Genomic DNA, 15,737 nt, shown 5'->3' with positions numbered 1-15,737 from the left:
AACGTACACTTAAGCCCCGGCGGGTGCGGGGCTTAAGTGTACGTTCGCGCTGGGCTCGTAGGGCGGCTCAGGCCGGGACGTTGAGCTCCAGGTCCAGGGTGTTCGTCTCCACGTAGTCCAGGGCCCGCCGGACCGCGCCCACGGTGACGATGGAATCGCCCAGTGGCGAGGCCGCCACCCGCGGTGCGGTGGCCGTGAACTCCGGCAGCCGGGCAGCAATGGGCCCGAGAAGGACACCCGCAGAGTTGGCCACCGCGCCGCCGATCACCACGAGCTCGGGGTTGATCATGGTGGCCACCGAGCCGATCACCCGGGCCATCCTGTCGGCCAGGCGGTCCAGGATCTTCAGGGCCTCCGCATCACCCGCGGCGGCAGCGGCAAAGACGTGTTCCGCCTCGGCCCCCGTGGCGGCGTGCTCGCGCAGCGACGTCTTCGCACTGCCCGCCAATGCCTCCGCAGCCCAGGTGCGTGCCAGCATGGCGATGCCGAAGGTGTCGCCCACTCCCTCCACCAGGTCCAGGTACGCGAGTTCACCCGCGCCGCCCCCGCTGCCATGCAGCAGGCGGCCGTCTTCAATGACGCCGGAACCGAAGCGTTCACTCGCCAGGATCACGACGACGTCGTCCACACCTTCCGCCGCGCCCCGCCACCGTTCGCCAAGGGCCGCGAGGTTGGCATCGTTCTCCAGCAGCACCGTCCACCCGTGCAGCTTGTGCAGCGCGGACTTGAGGCCGACGTCGAACAGCCCCCAAAAGTGCTGGGCCGCCAGGATGTTGCCGTTCCGGTCCACAGGGGCGGCGATGCCGGCGCACACGGCCAGCACGGCGTCGGGGGAGGCCCCCACACTGCGCAGGGCCATGGCGGCGGCCCGGTCAATGACCGCCACGCGTTCCTCGGCGGACATGTCCTCAATCTCAAACGGCTGGCTGGCCCGTCCCAGCGCCTTGCCGCGAAGATCGGAGACCACCACTGTGGCCTTGGAGAAGCCCACGTCCATTCCCAGGACGTACCCTGCACGCTCATTGAGTTCGAACCGCCGGGCGGGACGTCCCTTCTGGTAACCGCCAAAGGCGCGCTGGTTCTCCAGCTCGGTGATCCACCCGCGCTGCATGAGGTCCTCGCACACGGAGATGGCGGTGGCCCGGGTCAGGCCGGTGGCCTGGATGACCTCGGTAACTGTCACCGCACCCGAGGCGCGCATGAAATCCAGGACAGCTCCGGCGCTCACCCGGCGCAGCAGCTGCGGCGTGGCCGCCGTCATCTCGGACATGGTGTTGACCTCCTTGTGCTCTTCCCCACATAATACTTGAGGAACTAAATTTAGATTCCATATAAACTACCAACGTGGGCCGGACGGCCGCCGGCCACGGAATTCTCCTTCCAGCTTTTTCCTCAGCCCTTTTGCAAAGGAGCAACTGTGAACAGCCCTTCGAAGCACCGCCAACTCCGGAAACCGCAACGCCGCGCCACCTGCCACCACTCCGCCCCGGCCTCCGCACTGTGAGCGCGACTCCGCTCAGCCGGCGGGCGCTGTTCAAGGCTGCCGGGCTCGCCGGCGCGGCAGCCGTCCTGCCGCTGGCAGGCTGCGGTTCCGTGCCCGGCGGTTCCGTGCCCAGCAGCCAGAACGGCACCACCACGCTGCGCTTCATGCAGAACAAGCCCGAGGTAGTGGCCTACTTCAACCGGGTCATCCAGGACTTCGAGGCACTCAACCCGGACATCCGCGTCATCCAGGACTTCAACGAGGGCAACTTCGTCCCGGGCCTGGTCCGCAACGATCCGCCGGACGTCGTGACCCGCGGCTTCGCCCAGGCCACCGCCGACTTCGTGCGCAAGGGCGTGTTTGCGGACCTCTCGGACCTGCCCGCGGCGGCCACCATCGACCCCAAGGTGCAGGACCTTGTCAGCTCCTGGGGACAGTACAACGGGCACGAGACCAGCGCCCTGCCGTTCTCCCTGGCCGCCGCCGGAGTCATCTACAACCGCGACATTTTCGAAGCCCACGGCGTACAGGTCCCCGCCACCTGGGACGAGTTCGTCGCGGCCTGCGGGAAATTCAGGGCCGCCGGCATCACCCCCATCTACGGGACCTTCAAGGACAGCTGGACCCTCGGGCAGGGGATGTTCGACTACCTCGCGGGCGGCTCCCTGGACGTCGCCGACTTTTTCGCGAAGCTCACCGCTAAGGGTGCCGCCATTAGCGAAGACGCCAAGGAGTCGTTCACCAGCAATTTCGGTCCGGTCCTGCCCAAGATGCTTGAGCTGGCAGCCCTCTCACAGAAGGGCGCCGCGAGCAAGAACTACGCGGACGGCAATGCCGCGTTCGCCAAGGGCCAGGCGGCCATGTACCTGCAGGGGCCGTGGGCGCTGTCCCAGCTGGTGGCCGCCAACAAGGACGTCAGGCTCGGCAGCTTCCCGCTGCCCGTCACGAACAACCCCGCGGACACCAAGGCCCGGGTCAACGTGGACATGGCCCTGTCCATCCCGCGAAACACCCGGAACATGGCGGCGGCATGGCGGTTCGTCAGCTACCTGCTGGACCCCTCCGTGGTGAACGCCTACAACGAAAAGAACGCGGCGTTCTCGCCGCTCAAGGAAGCTCCCGCCGTCGAAAATCCCCAGATCACCGGCCTCGCCGCCTCCGTCCGGGAGGGCCGGTACTACCAGGGAGCCACCACCTACTTCCCGCCGTCGGTACCGCTGTACAACTACATCCAATCCTTTGTGTACGGCAAGAACGGCGAGCAATTCCTTTCCGCCCTCGACGACGAATGGCGCCGCGTCGCCGAGCGCACCGCGGTCTGACCCGCCCGAATCCAGGAGCCCCCATGACTACAACCTCAGAGTCGGCGCAGGCAGCCCTGCCCGCCGCCACGACCGTTCCCCAGAAGACACCGCAGCGCACCGTCCGCGCCAAGGGCCGCATCGATCCGGCGTACTACTGGATGGTGGTGCCGGTCCTGGCGCTGTTCGCCTTCTTCATCACGCTGCCCGCGCTCGTGGGCGTGTTCTTCAGCCTGACGAACTACGCCGGCTACGGTGACTGGAAGTTCATCGGACTGTCCAACTACATCAACATCTTCCGGGACCCCGCGATCCTGCAGTCCTACATCTTCACGTTCGTGTTCGCCCTGACCACCACCGTGGTGGTCAACGTCGTGGCACTGGCGATCGCGCTCGGCCTGAACGCGAAGATCAAGTGGCGCACCGGCATCCGCACCGTGTTCTTCATCCCGATGGTGCTCTCCGCCCTGGTGGTGTCCTTCGTGTTCAACTACCTGTTCTCCAACACCCTGCCCGTGCTGGCGGACAGCCTCGGCGTGACCCCGCTGGCCACGAGCATCCTGGCCAACGAGAACCTCGCCTGGCTGGCCATCGTTCTGGTCACGGTCTGGCAGGCGGCTCCCGGCGCCACGATCATCTACCTGGCCGGGCTGCAGAGTGTCCCGTCCGAGGTCTACGAAGCAGCGGACCTCGACGGCGCCGGCAGCGTGCGGCAGTTCCTGAGCCTGACCCTGCCGCTCATCCTCGGATATCTCGTCATCAACGTGATCCTCGGCTTCAAGGGCTTCCTGGGCACCTACGAGATCATCGTCGGCCTCACCGGCGGCGGCCCGGGCATGGCCACCCAGTCCGTGGCCATGCGCATCTTCTCCGGCTTCACGGGCGGGGACTACTCCTACCAGATGGCGAACGCTGTCATCTACTTCCTGATCACCCTGCTCATCTCCGTCATCCAGCTGCGCCTCATCCAGCGCCGGGGGGTTTCACTCTAATGACTGCATTTCCGCTGACCGCACGCCGCCCGGCCCGTCCCGGTACCACCCCGGTCCGCCGGAAAAACCGCTCCGGCCGGGAAGGCTACAAGATCAACTGGTGGCTCACCGCGCTGATGCTGGTGGCCTCGCTGACCGTGCTGCTCCCGCTGTACTTCACCGTGGCCATGGCCCTGAAGTCCCCGGACCAGATCGGAACGGGCACGGGGCTGGAATGGCCCAGTCCGGTGAACTGGGAGAACTTCGGCGCCGCCTACGTGGCAACGAATTTCCCGCGGGCCTTTATGTCGACGGCGTTCGTCACCGTATTCAGCGTCCTCGGTTCGCTGGCCTGCAGCTCGCTCGTGGCCTATGCCATCGCCAGGAACTGGAACCGGAGGTTCTTCCGGGGCTCCTTCGTCTACCTGCTCTCGGCCATGTTCATCCCGTTTCCGGTGATCATCCTGCCGCTGATCAAGCAGACGGCCCTCCTCGGCCTGGACAACCCCGGCGGCGTGGTGTTCCTGCACGTGCTGGGCGGCATCTCGTTCAACACGCTGCTGTACATCGCCTTCGTCCGCTCCATTCCGGTGGAGCTGGAGGAATCGGCCCGGCTCGACGGCGCCACCACCTGGCAGGTGTTCCGCAAGATCATCTTCCCGCTGCTGGCCCCCATGAACGCCACCGTGGGCATCTTCGCCTTCCTCGGCTCATGGAACGACTTCCTGCTGCCTCAGATGATGATCGCCGACCCCGCCCTGCAGACCCTTCCAGTGGTGCAGATGCTCTTCCAGGGAGAGTTCAACACCAACTACAGCCTCGCGTTCGCGTCGTACCTGATGGCCATGGCTCCCACTTTGGTGGTTTACATCCTGGCCCAGCGTTGGGTACTGTCCGGAGTCATGCGCGGGGCCGTCAAGTAGACCCATCAAACCAGTCCAGCAACAACACCAACCACAAGAAAAGGATCATCCCTTGTCCTCCACCGCCACGCTGGCAACCCTTTCCGATTCCGACCGCCTGGCCGATCCGAACTGGTGGCGCCAGGCGTCCGTCTACCAGATCTACCCCCGCAGCTTTTCCGACTCGAACGGCGACGGCCTGGGCGACATCCGGGGCATCACGGCCAAGGTCCCGTACCTGAAGACGCTTGGAATCGACGCGGTCTGGCTCAGCCCGTTCTACCCCTCGGCGCTCGCCGACGGCGGCTACGACGTGGATGACTACCGCAACGTGGACCCGAAGCTCGGCACGCTGGAGGACTTTGACGAGATGGCCGGCGCCCTCCACGCCGCGGGCATCAAGCTGATCGCCGACATCGTCCCGAACCACTCCTCGGACCGGCACGAATGGTTCAGGGAAGCCCTCGCCGCCCCGAAGGGCTCCCCGGCCCGGGACCGCTACATCTTCCGGGACGGCAAGGGCCCCAACGGCGAGTTCCCGCCGTCGGACTGGGACTCCGTCTTCGGCGGCCCCGCCTGGGAGCGCATCACCGAACCGGACGGCACCCCCGGCCAGTGGTACATGCACATCTTCGCCAAGGAGCAGCCGGACCTGAACTGGGCCAACCGGGAAATCCGCGACGACTTCCTCAAGACGCTGCGCTTCTGGTCGGACCGCGGCGTGGACGGCTTCCGCGTTGATGTGGCACACGCGCTCACCAAGGACCTCACCGAGCCGCTGCTCTCCAAGCTGGAACTGAGCGCCGCCAACACCGGAACGGACGGGTTCGACGACGGGTCACACCCGTTCTGGGACCGCGACGAAGTGCACGAGGTCTACGCCGAATGGCGCGAGGTCTTCAACGAGTACAACCCGCCGCGCACCGCCGTCGCCGAGGCCTGGGTGCACGCCACCCGCCGGGCCCGCTACGCCAGCCCCGAAGGCCTGGGCCAGGCCTTCAACTTCGACCTCCTGCAGGCCGACTTCGACGCCGAGGAATTCCACGAGATCATCACCCGCAACCTGGCAGAGGCCGCCGCCACCGGCGCCTCCTCCACCTGGGTGTTCTCCAACCACGACGTCGTCCGGCACGCCACCCGCTACGGCCTGCCCAAGGGCTCCAAAGGCAAGCACGCCAAGGGCCAGGACGGCAAGGACTGGCTGCTGGCCGGCGGACCGGAAAAGGACCTCGACGTCGAACTCGGCCTGCGCCGAGCCCGCGCCGCCACGCTCCTGATGCTCGCGCTGCCCGGCTCCGCCTACCTGTACCAGGGCGAGGAACTGGGCCTGCAGGAAGTGGCGGACATCCCCGAATCCGAGCGCCAGGACCCGTCGTTCTTCCGCAACAGGGGAGTGGAAGTGGGCCGCGACGGCTGCCGCGTGCCGCTGCCGTGGGCCGTGGAGGGCACGTCCTTCGGTTTCGGCGACGGCGGTGCGCACCTGCCGCAGCCCGGCTGGTTCAGCAAGTACGCCGTCGAGGCCGAGGACGGCACCCAGGGCTCCACGCTGGAGCTCTACCGCACTGCCCTGAAGCTCCGCCGCGAGCTGCAGGCCGACGAAGAGCTGGGGTGGATCGAAACCGGAAACCCGGACGTCCTGCACTTCAGCCGTCCCGGCGGCTGGCAGGCGGTCACCAACTTCGGGGACACCGCCGTCGACCTTCCCGCCGGCGCCGTGCTGGTGAGCAGCGCCCCGCTGGAAGGCGGCAAGCTGCCGGCCAACACCACGGCCTGGCTGCGCTGACTCCAACTGGCTGCGCTGACCGCCGACTGAATAGCAAGCCGCTGGCGGACCCCGGTCTTGACCGGGGTCCGCCAGCGCGCCCGCTTAACCGCCTTCCTGGGTACCCCGGGCAGCCTCTGTGCGGGGGCGCGCAACAAGTGAAAGAGTGATGCCATGACTGAACAAACTGCGGCCCCCTATGGCCGGATGCTATACGGCTGCATGGGCCTCGGCGGGGACTGGTCGACCGAGCCCCACGAAATCACCGACGTCGAGGCCGCGGCCGAGGCGATCGATGCGGCGCTGGACATCGGCGTCACGCTGTTCGACCACGCCGACATCTACCGGCACGGAAAATCCGAGGCGGTGTTCGGCGAGGTCCTGGCCGGCACCAGCGGGCTGCGGGAGCGCATCCAGCTGCAGACCAAATGCGGGATCCGGCTGAACGAGCGGGGGCTGGAGACCCACTACGACCTGAGCGCGGACGCCATCATCGAGCGCGTCAACGGCAGCCTCGAACGGCTGCGCACCGACTACGTGGACATCCTCCTGCTGCACCGCCCGGACCCGCTGATGGACCCCGCGGAGGTGGCGGCCGCCGTCGGGAAGATGATGGCGGAGGGCAAGGTGCGGGCGCTGGGTGTGTCCAACATGTCCGCCGCCCAGATCGAGTTCCTGCAGGACAGCCTCGAGACCCCGGTGGTGGCCAACCAGCTCGAACTCAGCCTGCTCAAGCGCGACTGGCTGGAGAGCACCGTGCTGGTCAACCATTCCGATGCCCACAGCTACAGCTTTCCGCACGGGACGCTGGAGTACTGCGCCCGGCAGGGGATCACGCTGCAGGCCTACGGTGCGCTGGCCCGCGGCCACTACACCGGCAACCCGCCCGAGAGGCCCACTCCTGCCGAGAACGCCACGGCCGCGCTGCTGGCGGAGATGGCCCGGGAGAAGGACACCACCGTGGAGGCGGTGCTGCTGGGGTGGCTGATGAAGCACCCCGCCGGGATCGCGCCGGTCATCGGCTCGGCCAACCCGGACCGCATCCGTGCCTGTGCCGGGGCCGCCCGCGCCGCCGAGGCCATGACCCGGGCCGAGTGGTACCGGCTGTGGGTCACGGCCCGGGGCAGCAACATCCCTTAAACCCATGTAGGTCGCAGCTGAGGGCGTTCCCACCGCTGGGAACGCCCTGTGCTGCGACCTACCTGGGCCGGACAACCCTAGAGCTGAACACCCTAGAGCGGGGCGATCTCCGAGTACGTGGAGGCATCACCCTTCAGCGCCTGGCTCTGCTTGCCGTCCACGCTCACAGGGATGTCGCCGGCGATGGTGACGCGGTTGAGCTTGCGCGGCTGGCCGTCGTAGTTGTCCGGGGCGTAATGCTGGGTGATCCGGTTGTCGAAGAGCACCAGCTGGTTGGGCTCCCAGTTCACGCGGACCACGTTCTCGGGACGGGTCACGTAGGCCTGGAGCAGCCGGATGATGTCCTTGGACTCGGTGTTGGACAGACCCACGATCCGCAGGCGCTGCGCGAAGCCCCCGATGAACAGTCCGCGCTCGCCGGTCAGCGGGTGGACGCGGACCACGGGGTGGGCCGTCTCGAACTTGAGCCGGGTGAACTCCTTGCGGCGCTCTTCGGCGTTGGCGTGCTCCAGGTTCTTGGGCACCGAGTAGTCGTAGTCGTTGGTGTGGATTGCCCACAGGGTGTCGGCGAAGTTCCGCAGCTCGTCCGGCAGGTCGCTGTAGGCGCCGGCGGAGGAGGCAATCAGGGTCTCGCCGCCGTAGGCCGGCAGGTCAATGCTGCGCAGGGTGGACGCCTGCGGCGGGTTGACCACGAACGTGACATCGGTGTGCCAGTTGTTGGCCGAACCGTTCTCGCTGTCCACCGGCAGGACGTTCTCCTCGCCCTCCACGGACGCCACGGTGGGGTGCGCCTTGGTGAGCGGGCCGAAGTGGCTGGCGAACTTCACCTGCGCCTCGTCGGAGAGGATGTTGGCTTCGCGGAACACGAGGGCCTTGTGCTCGTTGAGGGCCGCGCGGATCTCTGCAACGGTCTCTGCGGACAGATCGCCGCTAAGGTCCAGGCCGCGGATTTCGGCGCCGATGCGGGAGCCCAGCTTGGAGAATTCGAGCTTCGTTTCGGTAATGACAGTCATCGTTCTTTCCTCACTTCGTGCTGCGGTTAGTTTGAACTCTTGGATCGGGCGGTTTACTTTGAGCCGGTCAGGAGACCGTTGAACTCGTTGGTGTACAGGCTCTTGGCGTCGAGGTCGGACTTGATGATGCCCACGGACTTCAGGTACTCCTCCCAGCGCGTGAAGTCCTCGTCCTTGATCTCGCCCTTGGCGGGGACGCCGACGCTCTTCCAGTACTGCAGGGCGGCGGGGTTCTCGTTGCGACCACGGTCCTTCAGGATCTTGGTGAGCCGGGCAATGACGTCCTTGCGGGGCGTGGCGCGCTCCCACTCGATGGCCTTGGCGACGCCGGTGGTGAAGGTCCGGACCGTGTTGGGGTTCTGGGCGATGAAGTCTTCGCGGAAGACGTAGGGTCCGCCGGCAAAGGTGCCGAACAGGTCGAAGTCGCTGAAGACGGACCGCAGCCCGCCGGCGGCGACGGCCTTGTCCTGCAGGATGCTGCCCAGGGCCCCGGCGTCCACCTGTCCGCGGCGGATGGCTTCCTCCGTGTCGTTCGGCGGCACCACCACCAGCTGGACCTGCTTGATCTCCTCGTCGCTGAGACCGTTCTTGCGGAGGTACGTGTTGATGACGGCCTCGGAGTGAGCGCCGAGGGTGTTCACGGCGATCTTCTTGCCGATGAAGTCCCGGGCGGTCTTGATCGGGCTGTCTGCCTTCACGTAGTAGCCGTTGAAGGTCTTGCTGTCCTCGCCGTAGTAGTTGATGACGGCCTTTACCGGCGCGCCGGCTTCCTTGAGCTTCACCACGGCGCCAGCGAAGGCGCCGCCGAAGTCCGTCTGGCCCGTCGCTGCGGACTGGATGTCCTGCGGGCCGCTGATGGTGTTGCCCACCCAGTTCAGTTTGACGTCGCCCAGGTAGCCGAGGTCCTGCGCCAGTTCGGGAAGGGTGACGTTGTTGGCCCAGCCCTGGTAGCGGAGCTCCTTGACTTCATTGGCGCCGGGAGCTCCGGTGCCGCCTGTGTTATCGCCGGCGGCGCTCCCGCCGCAGCCGGACACCGTCAGGGCGATGACGACGGCGGCCGCAGCACTCAGGATGGTCAGGTGTCGTTTCATTGGGGGGTTCCTTCAGGGGGTTGGTTGGCTTGTTGGCCAGGTTCTTGGCGGCCGCTGCAACGGCCGATGGATAGATGTAAGCGCACTCGACAGGACGCGGGAAAGTGCCCGGGTCACGGCGGGAAACCGTTGGAAATCCGCGGAAACACGGCGCAACAGCGGGTCATGAGGCGCCCCGTTGCGGACGGTGAATCGGTGTGACGGGCGGTGCCGGGGAGCCGCGCCGGCGGGGGTAGACTGCCCCTTTTGTTCGTATTGGTCTGCCCTGTGGAGCTGATCTGCGTCGCGCATACGGGTGCCCGCCCGATACGGTAGAACCATGACGTCTATTTCCACCGCCGAGATCACCCGGCAAGAACGCAACATCCCCGCCGAGATCGCCCGGTCGTGGCTGCTCGTCAACGCAATGAAGACCGAGCTTTTCGACCAGTCTGCCGTGTCCCGCGCGGACTCGATCATCCTGGACATTGAAGACGCCGTGGACCCCTCGCAAAAGGACGTCGCCCGCGAGAACGTCGTCAACTGGCTCGCCGGCGGCGGCCAGGCCTGGGTGCGCATCAACGACGCCACCAGCAAGTTCTGGGCCGACGACCTCGCGGGCCTGCGCGGCACCCCCGGCCTGCTCGGCGTCATGCTAGCCAAGACGGAGTCCGCTGACCAGGTCACCGAGTCCTTCCACCGCATGGACGGCAAGACGCCCGTCATCCCGCTCGTGGAATCCGCGCTCGGCATCGAGGAAGCCAACCACATCGCCAAGGCCCAGGGCGCATTCCGCCTCGCGTTCGGCTCCGGCGACTTCCGCCGCGACACCGGCATGGCAAACACCCAGGAGGCCATGGCCTACCCGCGCGCCAAGCTCGTCGTCGCCAGCCGGGTGGGCAACCTGCCCGGCCCCATCGACGGACCCACCGTGGGCACCAACCACCCGATCCTGCGCGAGCAGACCGGCGTCACGGTGATGATGGGCATGACCGGAAAGCTCTGCCTCGCGATCGACCAGACCAGCGTCATCAACGAGGTCATCAGCCCCACGCCGTCGGACGTCGCCTGGGCCACCGACTTCATGGCCGACTTTGAGGCCAATGGCCGCGTCATCCGTGACGGCTCCGACCTGCCCCGCCTCGGCCGCGCAGAGAAGATCATGAAGCTCGCGGTAGCGTTTGGCGTGCAGCCCGCGCTCTAAGCGCCATCAGCATCACCAGGAGGCCCCGTGACAGATACCCGTTATCTGGTGCACGGGGTCTTTTGGGATGGGCCGCCGGCCGCTTCCGCAGCGTCCGACGGCGGCAGCCCGGTTCTGCGCCTCCAGCACCATTCCGGCGGGTTCAGTGAGATGATGCTCGACGCCGGCACCCGGCTCGGGTTCCGGGTGGCGGACGGCGCCAGGCACTGCCTCGGCCACACCAGGGTTTTCTCCGCAACCGAGCGCCGGCACGTGACGTGCCCGGACGGTGCCCACGCGGTCCGGGGCAGCCAGTGCGAGCCCTGCCAGTTCGCTGACGATACCCGGCTGATCCACGACTTCCACCGCGGCGGACGGGTTCCTGCCGGCCTGCGGGACTACCTGATGCAGCCGCACTGGCTCTACGTCGCCACGTTCGCCAACGGTGCCAGCAAGATCGGCACGGCCTCGCAGCCGCGCAAATGGAACCGGCTGGCTGAGCAGGGTGCGGTGGTTGCCCGTTACGTCGCCCTGGCGGAGGACGGGCGGGTGGTGCGTGTCCTGGAGGATTTGGCCACGAGCGAAGCCGGTCTTGCCCAGCAGTTGCGCGGCGCGACGAAGTCCGCCGCACTGACGGCCCCGCTCCCCGGCGTCGAGCTTGACCGCCTCAACCGGCGCCGCGCGGAAGACGTGCGGACGCTGCTGGCGGGCACCGCCGTCGGGGGTTTCACCATTGTGGATGAGCAGTGGGTCCGCCCGGCGCAGGCTGCGGCCATCTGCGTGGCCGCTTCCCGGCACGCCTATCCGCACGAGATGCACGGGGGAAGCCACGGTTTCACGCTCAAAGCCCTGTGCGGAGCCCACGGTCTGGCTGGCCTGGACGGCTCGGAGCTGGACTTCGTGGTGAACCTCGGGCTGTTGAAAGGGCGGCTGGTGGAACCGGGGGAGTACAGCTCGGAGGTGCCGGCGGTGCAGGAAGCCCTGTTCTGAGGACGCCGTTTCTGGGGGCGCGCAGCCTGACTGGGTAAACTGGCACGGTGCTGCACGAATTCTGGGTCACCGCGCCCAAGTCCTACAAAATCCTGGTCTTCACCGCGATGGGCCTCATCGCCGTGGGCCTCATCCTCAACATCGCCGGCAATGTCACCGCCAACCGGGGGCTCATGATCGGGTCCCTGCCGGTGATCGGTGCGGGCCTGGTGCTGCACATGGTGGGCCTGGTGGTCCGCGGCCAGAGTGTGCGGAAGAACATCCCCAAGTAGGAAACCCGCGCGCCGGCCCCGATAGGCTTGAACCCATGACTATCAATCCGGACCTGCAGGGCCGAAGCTACCCTGCCGCAGAGGTGTATGACGTCGGCCGCGAGAAAATCCGCGAGTTCGCCCGCGCCGTCAAGGCCACCCACCCCGCCCACTTCGACGTCGACGCCGCACAGGGCCTGGGCCACCCCGACCTCGTGGCACCGCCCACGTTCGCGATCATTATCGCGCAGCGCGCCGACGCCCAGCTGATCGAGGACCCGGAGGCGGGCATCGACTTCTCCCGCGTCGTCCACGCCGACCAGCGTTTCACCCACCACCGTCCGATCTTTGCCGGTGACCGGCTCGTCGCCGAGCTGCACGTCGACGGCGTGCGCGCCATGGGCGGCGGCGCCATGATCACCACCCGCAGCGAGATTTTCGCACTGACGGACGGGGACGGCCGCGAGCCGGTATCCACCACCAAGTCATCCATCCTGGTCCGCGGAGAGGGACAGTAGCCATGAGCCCCACATTCGAAGAACTCAGCGTCGGCCAGGACATCGGCAGCCGCAGCATCGGGGTGACCCGGCAGGACCTGGTCAAGTACGCCGGCGCCTCCGGCGACTTCAACCCCATCCACTGGAACGAGGCCTTCGCCACGGGCGTGGAGCTTCCCGGCGTCATCGCCCACGGCATGTTCACCATGGGTGCCGCCGTGCAGCTGGTCAGCGACTGGGCCGGTGACCCGGCCGCCGTCGTCGATTACCAGACGCGTTTCACCAAGCCGGTGCTGGTCACCGACACCACGGGAACCGGTGACGCCGGTGCCGTGATCGATGTCAGCGGCGCCGTCGGCGCGCTGGATGCCGAGGCGCGCACCGCACGCGTGGACCTCACCGTGGTGTACGACGGCCAGAAGGTCCTCGTGAAGGCCCAGGCCCTCGTCCGGTTGGCGTGACGTGATGCTGTCTTGAGTTCCACCGCCGTCCAGGCGCGGGAGTCACCCTGTGGCGCAACGCGTCCTGGGTCTCGCGCCTGCCGGCGATCCGCGACGGCCTTGGCCTCACGCCCCGGTGGCCCGCAAACTTCCCTAGTTTTCGGTTAGCTTCCCTGAAGTTACTTGATGTCACTTGAAGTTACTTACTTTCCCATAGGCTGGACTGGTGACTCCCACAATGCTTTCCGATCTGACCACGGCCGCCGTCGGCGGTCCTGCCGGCACATACGTCGAGGCCCGCACCGAGGCCGAGATCATCGAGGCGGTGCGCGCCGCGGACGCCGCCGGGGAGCAGTTGCTGATCATCGGCGGCGGCTCCAACCTGCTGATTTCCGACGACGGGTTCCCCGGAACCGTCCTGAAGATCGCCTCGGAGGGCTTCACCGTCAGCGCGGAAGACTCCTGCGGCGGCGTATCCGTGGTGGTTCAGGCCGGCCACAACTGGGATGCGCTCGTGGAACACGCCGTGCTCCACGCCTGGTCCGGGCTCGAAGCCCTGTCCGGGATCCCCGGCGCCACCGGCGCCACTCCGGTGCAGAACGTCGGCGCGTACGGCGCGGACGTCTCGCAGACCATTGCCGCGGTCCGCACCTGGGACCGGGAGCGCAACGCCGTGCAGACCTTCACCAGCTCGGAGCTGAAGTTCGGGTACCGGGATTCGATCCTCAAACAGACCACCGTCAACGGGTCCCCGCGCTACGTTGTGCTCACTGTCGAGTTCCAGCTTCCGCTGGGCCGCATGAGCGCACCTGTCCGCTATGCCGAGCTGGCGCGGGTCCTGGGCGTCGAGCAGGGCCAGCGTGCCTACTCGAACGACGTCCGCCGCGAGGTTCTGCGGCTGCGTGCCTCCAAGGGCATGGTGCTGGACCCGGCGGACCGTGACACCTACTCCACGGGTTCGTTCTTCACCAACCCGATCGTTCCGGCCGAGGCGGCGGCAGGGCTTCCGGAGTCCGCGCCGCAGTACCCGGGCGGCGCTGACGGCCAGGTCAAGCTGTCTGCTGCCTGGCTGATTGACCACGCAGGCTTCGGCAAGGGCTTCGGGCTGGAGGACGGGAGCGTCTCCGGCGGCCGGGCCTCGCTGTCCACGAAGCACACCCTGGCCATCACCAACCGCGGCTCGGCCAGCGCCGCCGACATGGTCGCGATCGCACGCGAGGTGCGTGCTGGCGTCGTCGGGCGTTTTGGCATTGAACTGCACCCCGAACCGCTCCTGATCGGCCTCACGCTGTAGCGTTGCGGCCGCCCGCTCCGTTGCCGGGCGTCCTAGGATGGGCGCATGGCTGCTGCGGTGAGGACCCGGGTTTCGAACAACGTGATGGGCCGGCTGCGGCTGGCGTCGCAGGGGCTGCTGGGATCCGGCTTCGACGGCGTGCCGGCGGCCGTCCGTGCCATGACCGCGATGCAGGCCCAGGATCTCCAGTCGGCGCTGTGGGCCGTGGGGCTGCGGGTTCCCGGCGCGGGCCTGAGCGACGTCCGCAGGGCCCTGGATGACGGGTCTGTGGTCCGGTCCTGGCCGATGCGCGGGACCCTGCATCTGCTCGCGCCTGAGGATCTGCGCTGGATCCTGGACATCACCACGGCCCGGCTCGTCCAGGGCACGGCGGGGCGGCACCGGCAGCTGGAGATAACCGGCACTGACGTCGAATCGTGCCGGGAGGTGGCCTTGGGTCTGGTGGACGGCGGCCGGGCGGCCAGCCGAGCGGAGCTGTTTGGGGCTTTCGAAGCGGCCGGGCAGGCCACCAAAGCACAGCGCGGCATACACCTGCTGTGGTTGCTATGCCAGAGCGCCGCACTTGTGCAGGGGCCGCTGGACGGAAACCAGCAGAAGTTCGTTGCCTTCGACCGGTGGATCACGTCTTCACGGGACCTGGGCCGTGAGGAGGGGATCGCAGAGCTGCTGCTGAGGTACCTGCGCGGCCACGGGCCCGCCACGCTGCGTGACTTCGCCTGGTGGTCCAGCATTCCTTTGACTGAGGTGCGGCGTGCCCTGCCAGCGGTGAGCGGCGAATTGGTGGAGCTTGATCACGACGGCACCCGGTACTGGCTGTCGCCCGAGGTCGCCACGCTGCTGGACGACGGCGTGCCGGGGCAACGCACGGTCCTTGCCCTGCCGGGGTTCGACGAGTTCGTCCTCGGCTACACGGACCGGAGCATCGTGCTGCCGCCCGAGCATGCGCAAAAGATCGTCCCCGGCGGCAACGGGGTGTTCAAGAAGGCCGTCGTTGCCGGCGGCAAGGTGACCGGCACCTGGGCGAGGCAGGGGAACGGGCGGGCAGCCGCCGTCGTGCCCGTTCCCTTCGACGACACCAGACCCCTCGGCCCGGCGGCCTTGGCGGGTTTTCACCGCGCCGCCGAGCGGTACGAGCGGTTCCTCGCGTCCTGACGAGCGCCTCGGAAGCCGACGCGCGCCCTCGCCCCGCACAATTGCGACCCTCCCTCAGATCTTGTGGCCCTTATTGCTACGCTTCCTCAGGTTTGCTCGCCTGATTTGGCACGCTTCCTCAGGTTTGGTCGCCTGATTTGGCACGCTTCCTCATGTTTGGTCGCCTGATTTGGCACGCTTCCTCAGGTTTGGTGGGACTGTAAATTTGTCGGTGTAACTCCTGAGGAAAAAGGAGAGCTCCGTGACGGATGTGACGGCCGCTGCGATTGATGCGGTGGATGAGGAACT

General features: G+C 67.2%; 15 protein-coding genes. 12 read left to right on the top strand and 3 right to left on the bottom strand.

Annotated features, from left to right (window positions below):
- Positions 1-67: 67 nt before the first annotated feature.
- A complete protein-coding gene (locus ACFRAU_RS25720) occupies positions 68-1,270 on the bottom strand; it encodes an ROK family protein (protein WP_378001973.1) in 1,203 nt (400 codons plus the stop codon).
- A 230-nt stretch (positions 1,271-1,500) separates the two neighbouring features.
- On the opposite strand from ACFRAU_RS25720, the gene ACFRAU_RS25715 reads away from it, so the two are divergent.
- The 5 genes from ACFRAU_RS25715 (at position 1,501) to ACFRAU_RS25695 (ending at position 7,559) form a co-directional block, all read left to right on the top strand.
- Positions 1,501-2,805, top strand: a complete 1,305-nt coding sequence (locus ACFRAU_RS25715) for an ABC transporter substrate-binding protein (RefSeq protein WP_378001972.1) — start codon at positions 1,501-1,503, stop codon at positions 2,803-2,805.
- Positions 2,806-2,828: 23 nt separating this feature from the next.
- On the top strand, positions 2,829-3,776 hold the full coding sequence (locus ACFRAU_RS25710; protein WP_378001971.1) for a carbohydrate ABC transporter permease: 948 nt from the start codon (positions 2,829-2,831) through the stop codon (positions 3,774-3,776).
- Complete coding sequence (locus tag ACFRAU_RS25705) at positions 3,776-4,678, top strand: carbohydrate ABC transporter permease (protein WP_378001970.1); 903 nt, start codon at positions 3,776-3,778, stop codon at positions 4,676-4,678. The genes ACFRAU_RS25710 and ACFRAU_RS25705 overlap by 1 nt, the downstream gene beginning before the upstream one ends.
- 52 nt (positions 4,679-4,730) lie before the next feature.
- A complete protein-coding gene (locus tag ACFRAU_RS25700; RefSeq protein ID WP_378001969.1) occupies positions 4,731-6,440 on the top strand; it encodes a glycoside hydrolase family 13 protein in 1,710 nt (569 codons plus the stop codon).
- Positions 6,441-6,593: 153 nt separating this feature from the next.
- Positions 6,594-7,559, top strand: coding sequence for an aldo/keto reductase family oxidoreductase (locus ACFRAU_RS25695; protein WP_378001968.1), 966 nt, complete (start codon positions 6,594-6,596; stop codon positions 7,557-7,559).
- 92 nt (positions 7,560-7,651) lie between these two features.
- On the opposite strand, the gene ACFRAU_RS25690 is transcribed toward ACFRAU_RS25695, so the two are convergent.
- Together ACFRAU_RS25690 and ACFRAU_RS25685 are read right to left on the bottom strand one after the other, a co-directional pair.
- Positions 7,652-8,572 (bottom strand): TauD/TfdA dioxygenase family protein, encoded by a 921-nt coding sequence (locus ACFRAU_RS25690; RefSeq protein WP_377996649.1) that lies wholly within the window; start codon positions 8,570-8,572, stop codon positions 7,652-7,654.
- A 53-nt stretch (positions 8,573-8,625) separates the two neighbouring features.
- The gene (locus tag ACFRAU_RS25685) at positions 8,626-9,663 is read right to left on the bottom strand and encodes an ABC transporter substrate-binding protein (RefSeq protein ID WP_378001967.1); all 1,038 of its coding nucleotides are present in this window, start codon (positions 9,661-9,663) and stop codon (positions 8,626-8,628) included.
- 319 nt (positions 9,664-9,982) lie between these two features.
- Between ACFRAU_RS25685 and ACFRAU_RS25680 the strand changes: the two genes are divergently transcribed.
- The 7 genes from ACFRAU_RS25680 to ACFRAU_RS25650 all read left to right on the top strand — a co-directional run bounded on the left by ACFRAU_RS25680 (position 9,983) and on the right by ACFRAU_RS25650 (position 15,449).
- Positions 9,983-10,846 (top strand): HpcH/HpaI aldolase/citrate lyase family protein, encoded by an 864-nt coding sequence (locus ACFRAU_RS25680; RefSeq protein WP_378001966.1) that lies wholly within the window; start codon positions 9,983-9,985, stop codon positions 10,844-10,846.
- Between the two features lie 27 nt (positions 10,847-10,873).
- Positions 10,874-11,815: a DUF2797 domain-containing protein gene (locus tag ACFRAU_RS25675; RefSeq protein ID WP_378001965.1), complete on the top strand. Its 942-nt coding sequence runs from the start codon at positions 10,874-10,876 to the stop codon at positions 11,813-11,815.
- A gap of 47 nt (positions 11,816-11,862) precedes the next feature.
- A complete protein-coding gene (locus tag ACFRAU_RS25670) occupies positions 11,863-12,087 on the top strand; it encodes a DUF3188 domain-containing protein (protein WP_377996645.1) in 225 nt (74 codons plus the stop codon).
- Positions 12,088-12,122: 35 nt separating this feature from the next.
- Positions 12,123-12,584: a MaoC family dehydratase N-terminal domain-containing protein gene (locus tag ACFRAU_RS25665; RefSeq protein ID WP_003803911.1), complete on the top strand. Its 462-nt coding sequence runs from the start codon at positions 12,123-12,125 to the stop codon at positions 12,582-12,584.
- A gap of 2 nt (positions 12,585-12,586) precedes the next feature.
- Positions 12,587-13,024 carry a MaoC family dehydratase gene (locus tag ACFRAU_RS25660; RefSeq protein WP_377996644.1) on the top strand — a complete coding sequence of 146 codons (438 nt, stop codon included), beginning with the start codon at positions 12,587-12,589 and terminating at the stop codon, positions 13,022-13,024.
- A 205-nt stretch (positions 13,025-13,229) separates the two neighbouring features.
- Positions 13,230-14,297, top strand: coding sequence for a UDP-N-acetylmuramate dehydrogenase (locus tag ACFRAU_RS25655; RefSeq protein ID WP_378001964.1), 1,068 nt, complete (start codon positions 13,230-13,232; stop codon positions 14,295-14,297).
- Positions 14,298-14,342: 45 nt separating this feature from the next.
- Positions 14,343-15,449 (top strand): winged helix DNA-binding domain-containing protein, encoded by a 1,107-nt coding sequence (locus tag ACFRAU_RS25650; protein WP_378001963.1) that lies wholly within the window; start codon positions 14,343-14,345, stop codon positions 15,447-15,449.
- The last annotated feature ends 288 nt before the right edge of the window (positions 15,450-15,737 follow it).

Origin of the sequence: Arthrobacter sp. NPDC056691 (assembly GCF_042791415.1) — a bacterium.
In the GTDB taxonomy this organism is placed as follows: domain Bacteria; phylum Actinomycetota; class Actinomycetes; order Actinomycetales; family Micrococcaceae; genus Arthrobacter.
Note: the sequence above shows the minus strand (reverse complement) of the source record. Positions and strands in the feature narration are given on the sequence as shown.

Bases quoted from the DNA above. Each gene is read 5' to 3' on its own strand.
- ACFRAU_RS25705 (WP_378001970.1), top strand. From the start codon at position 3,776: ATGACTGCATTTCCGCTGACCGCACGCCGCCCGGCCCGTCCCGGTACC.
- ACFRAU_RS25720 (WP_378001973.1), bottom strand. From the start codon at position 1,270: ATGTCCGAGATGACGGCGGCCACGCCGCAGCTGCTGCGCCGGGTGAGC.
- ACFRAU_RS25710 (WP_378001971.1), top strand. From the start codon at position 2,829: ATGACTACAACCTCAGAGTCGGCGCAGGCAGCCCTGCCCGCCGCCACG.
- ACFRAU_RS25650 (WP_378001963.1), top strand. From the start codon at position 14,343: ATGGCTGCTGCGGTGAGGACCCGGGTTTCGAACAACGTGATGGGCCGG.
- ACFRAU_RS25680 (WP_378001966.1), top strand. From the start codon at position 9,983: ATGACGTCTATTTCCACCGCCGAGATCACCCGGCAAGAACGCAACATC.
- ACFRAU_RS25660 (WP_377996644.1), top strand. From the start codon at position 12,587: ATGAGCCCCACATTCGAAGAACTCAGCGTCGGCCAGGACATCGGCAGC.
- ACFRAU_RS25685 (WP_378001967.1), bottom strand. From the start codon at position 9,663: ATGAAACGACACCTGACCATCCTGAGTGCTGCGGCCGCCGTCGTCATC.
- ACFRAU_RS25695 (WP_378001968.1), top strand. From the start codon at position 6,594: ATGACTGAACAAACTGCGGCCCCCTATGGCCGGATGCTATACGGCTGC.
- ACFRAU_RS25690 (WP_377996649.1), bottom strand. From the start codon at position 8,572: ATGACTGTCATTACCGAAACGAAGCTCGAATTCTCCAAGCTGGGCTCC.
- ACFRAU_RS25665 (WP_003803911.1), top strand. From the start codon at position 12,123: ATGACTATCAATCCGGACCTGCAGGGCCGAAGCTACCCTGCCGCAGAG.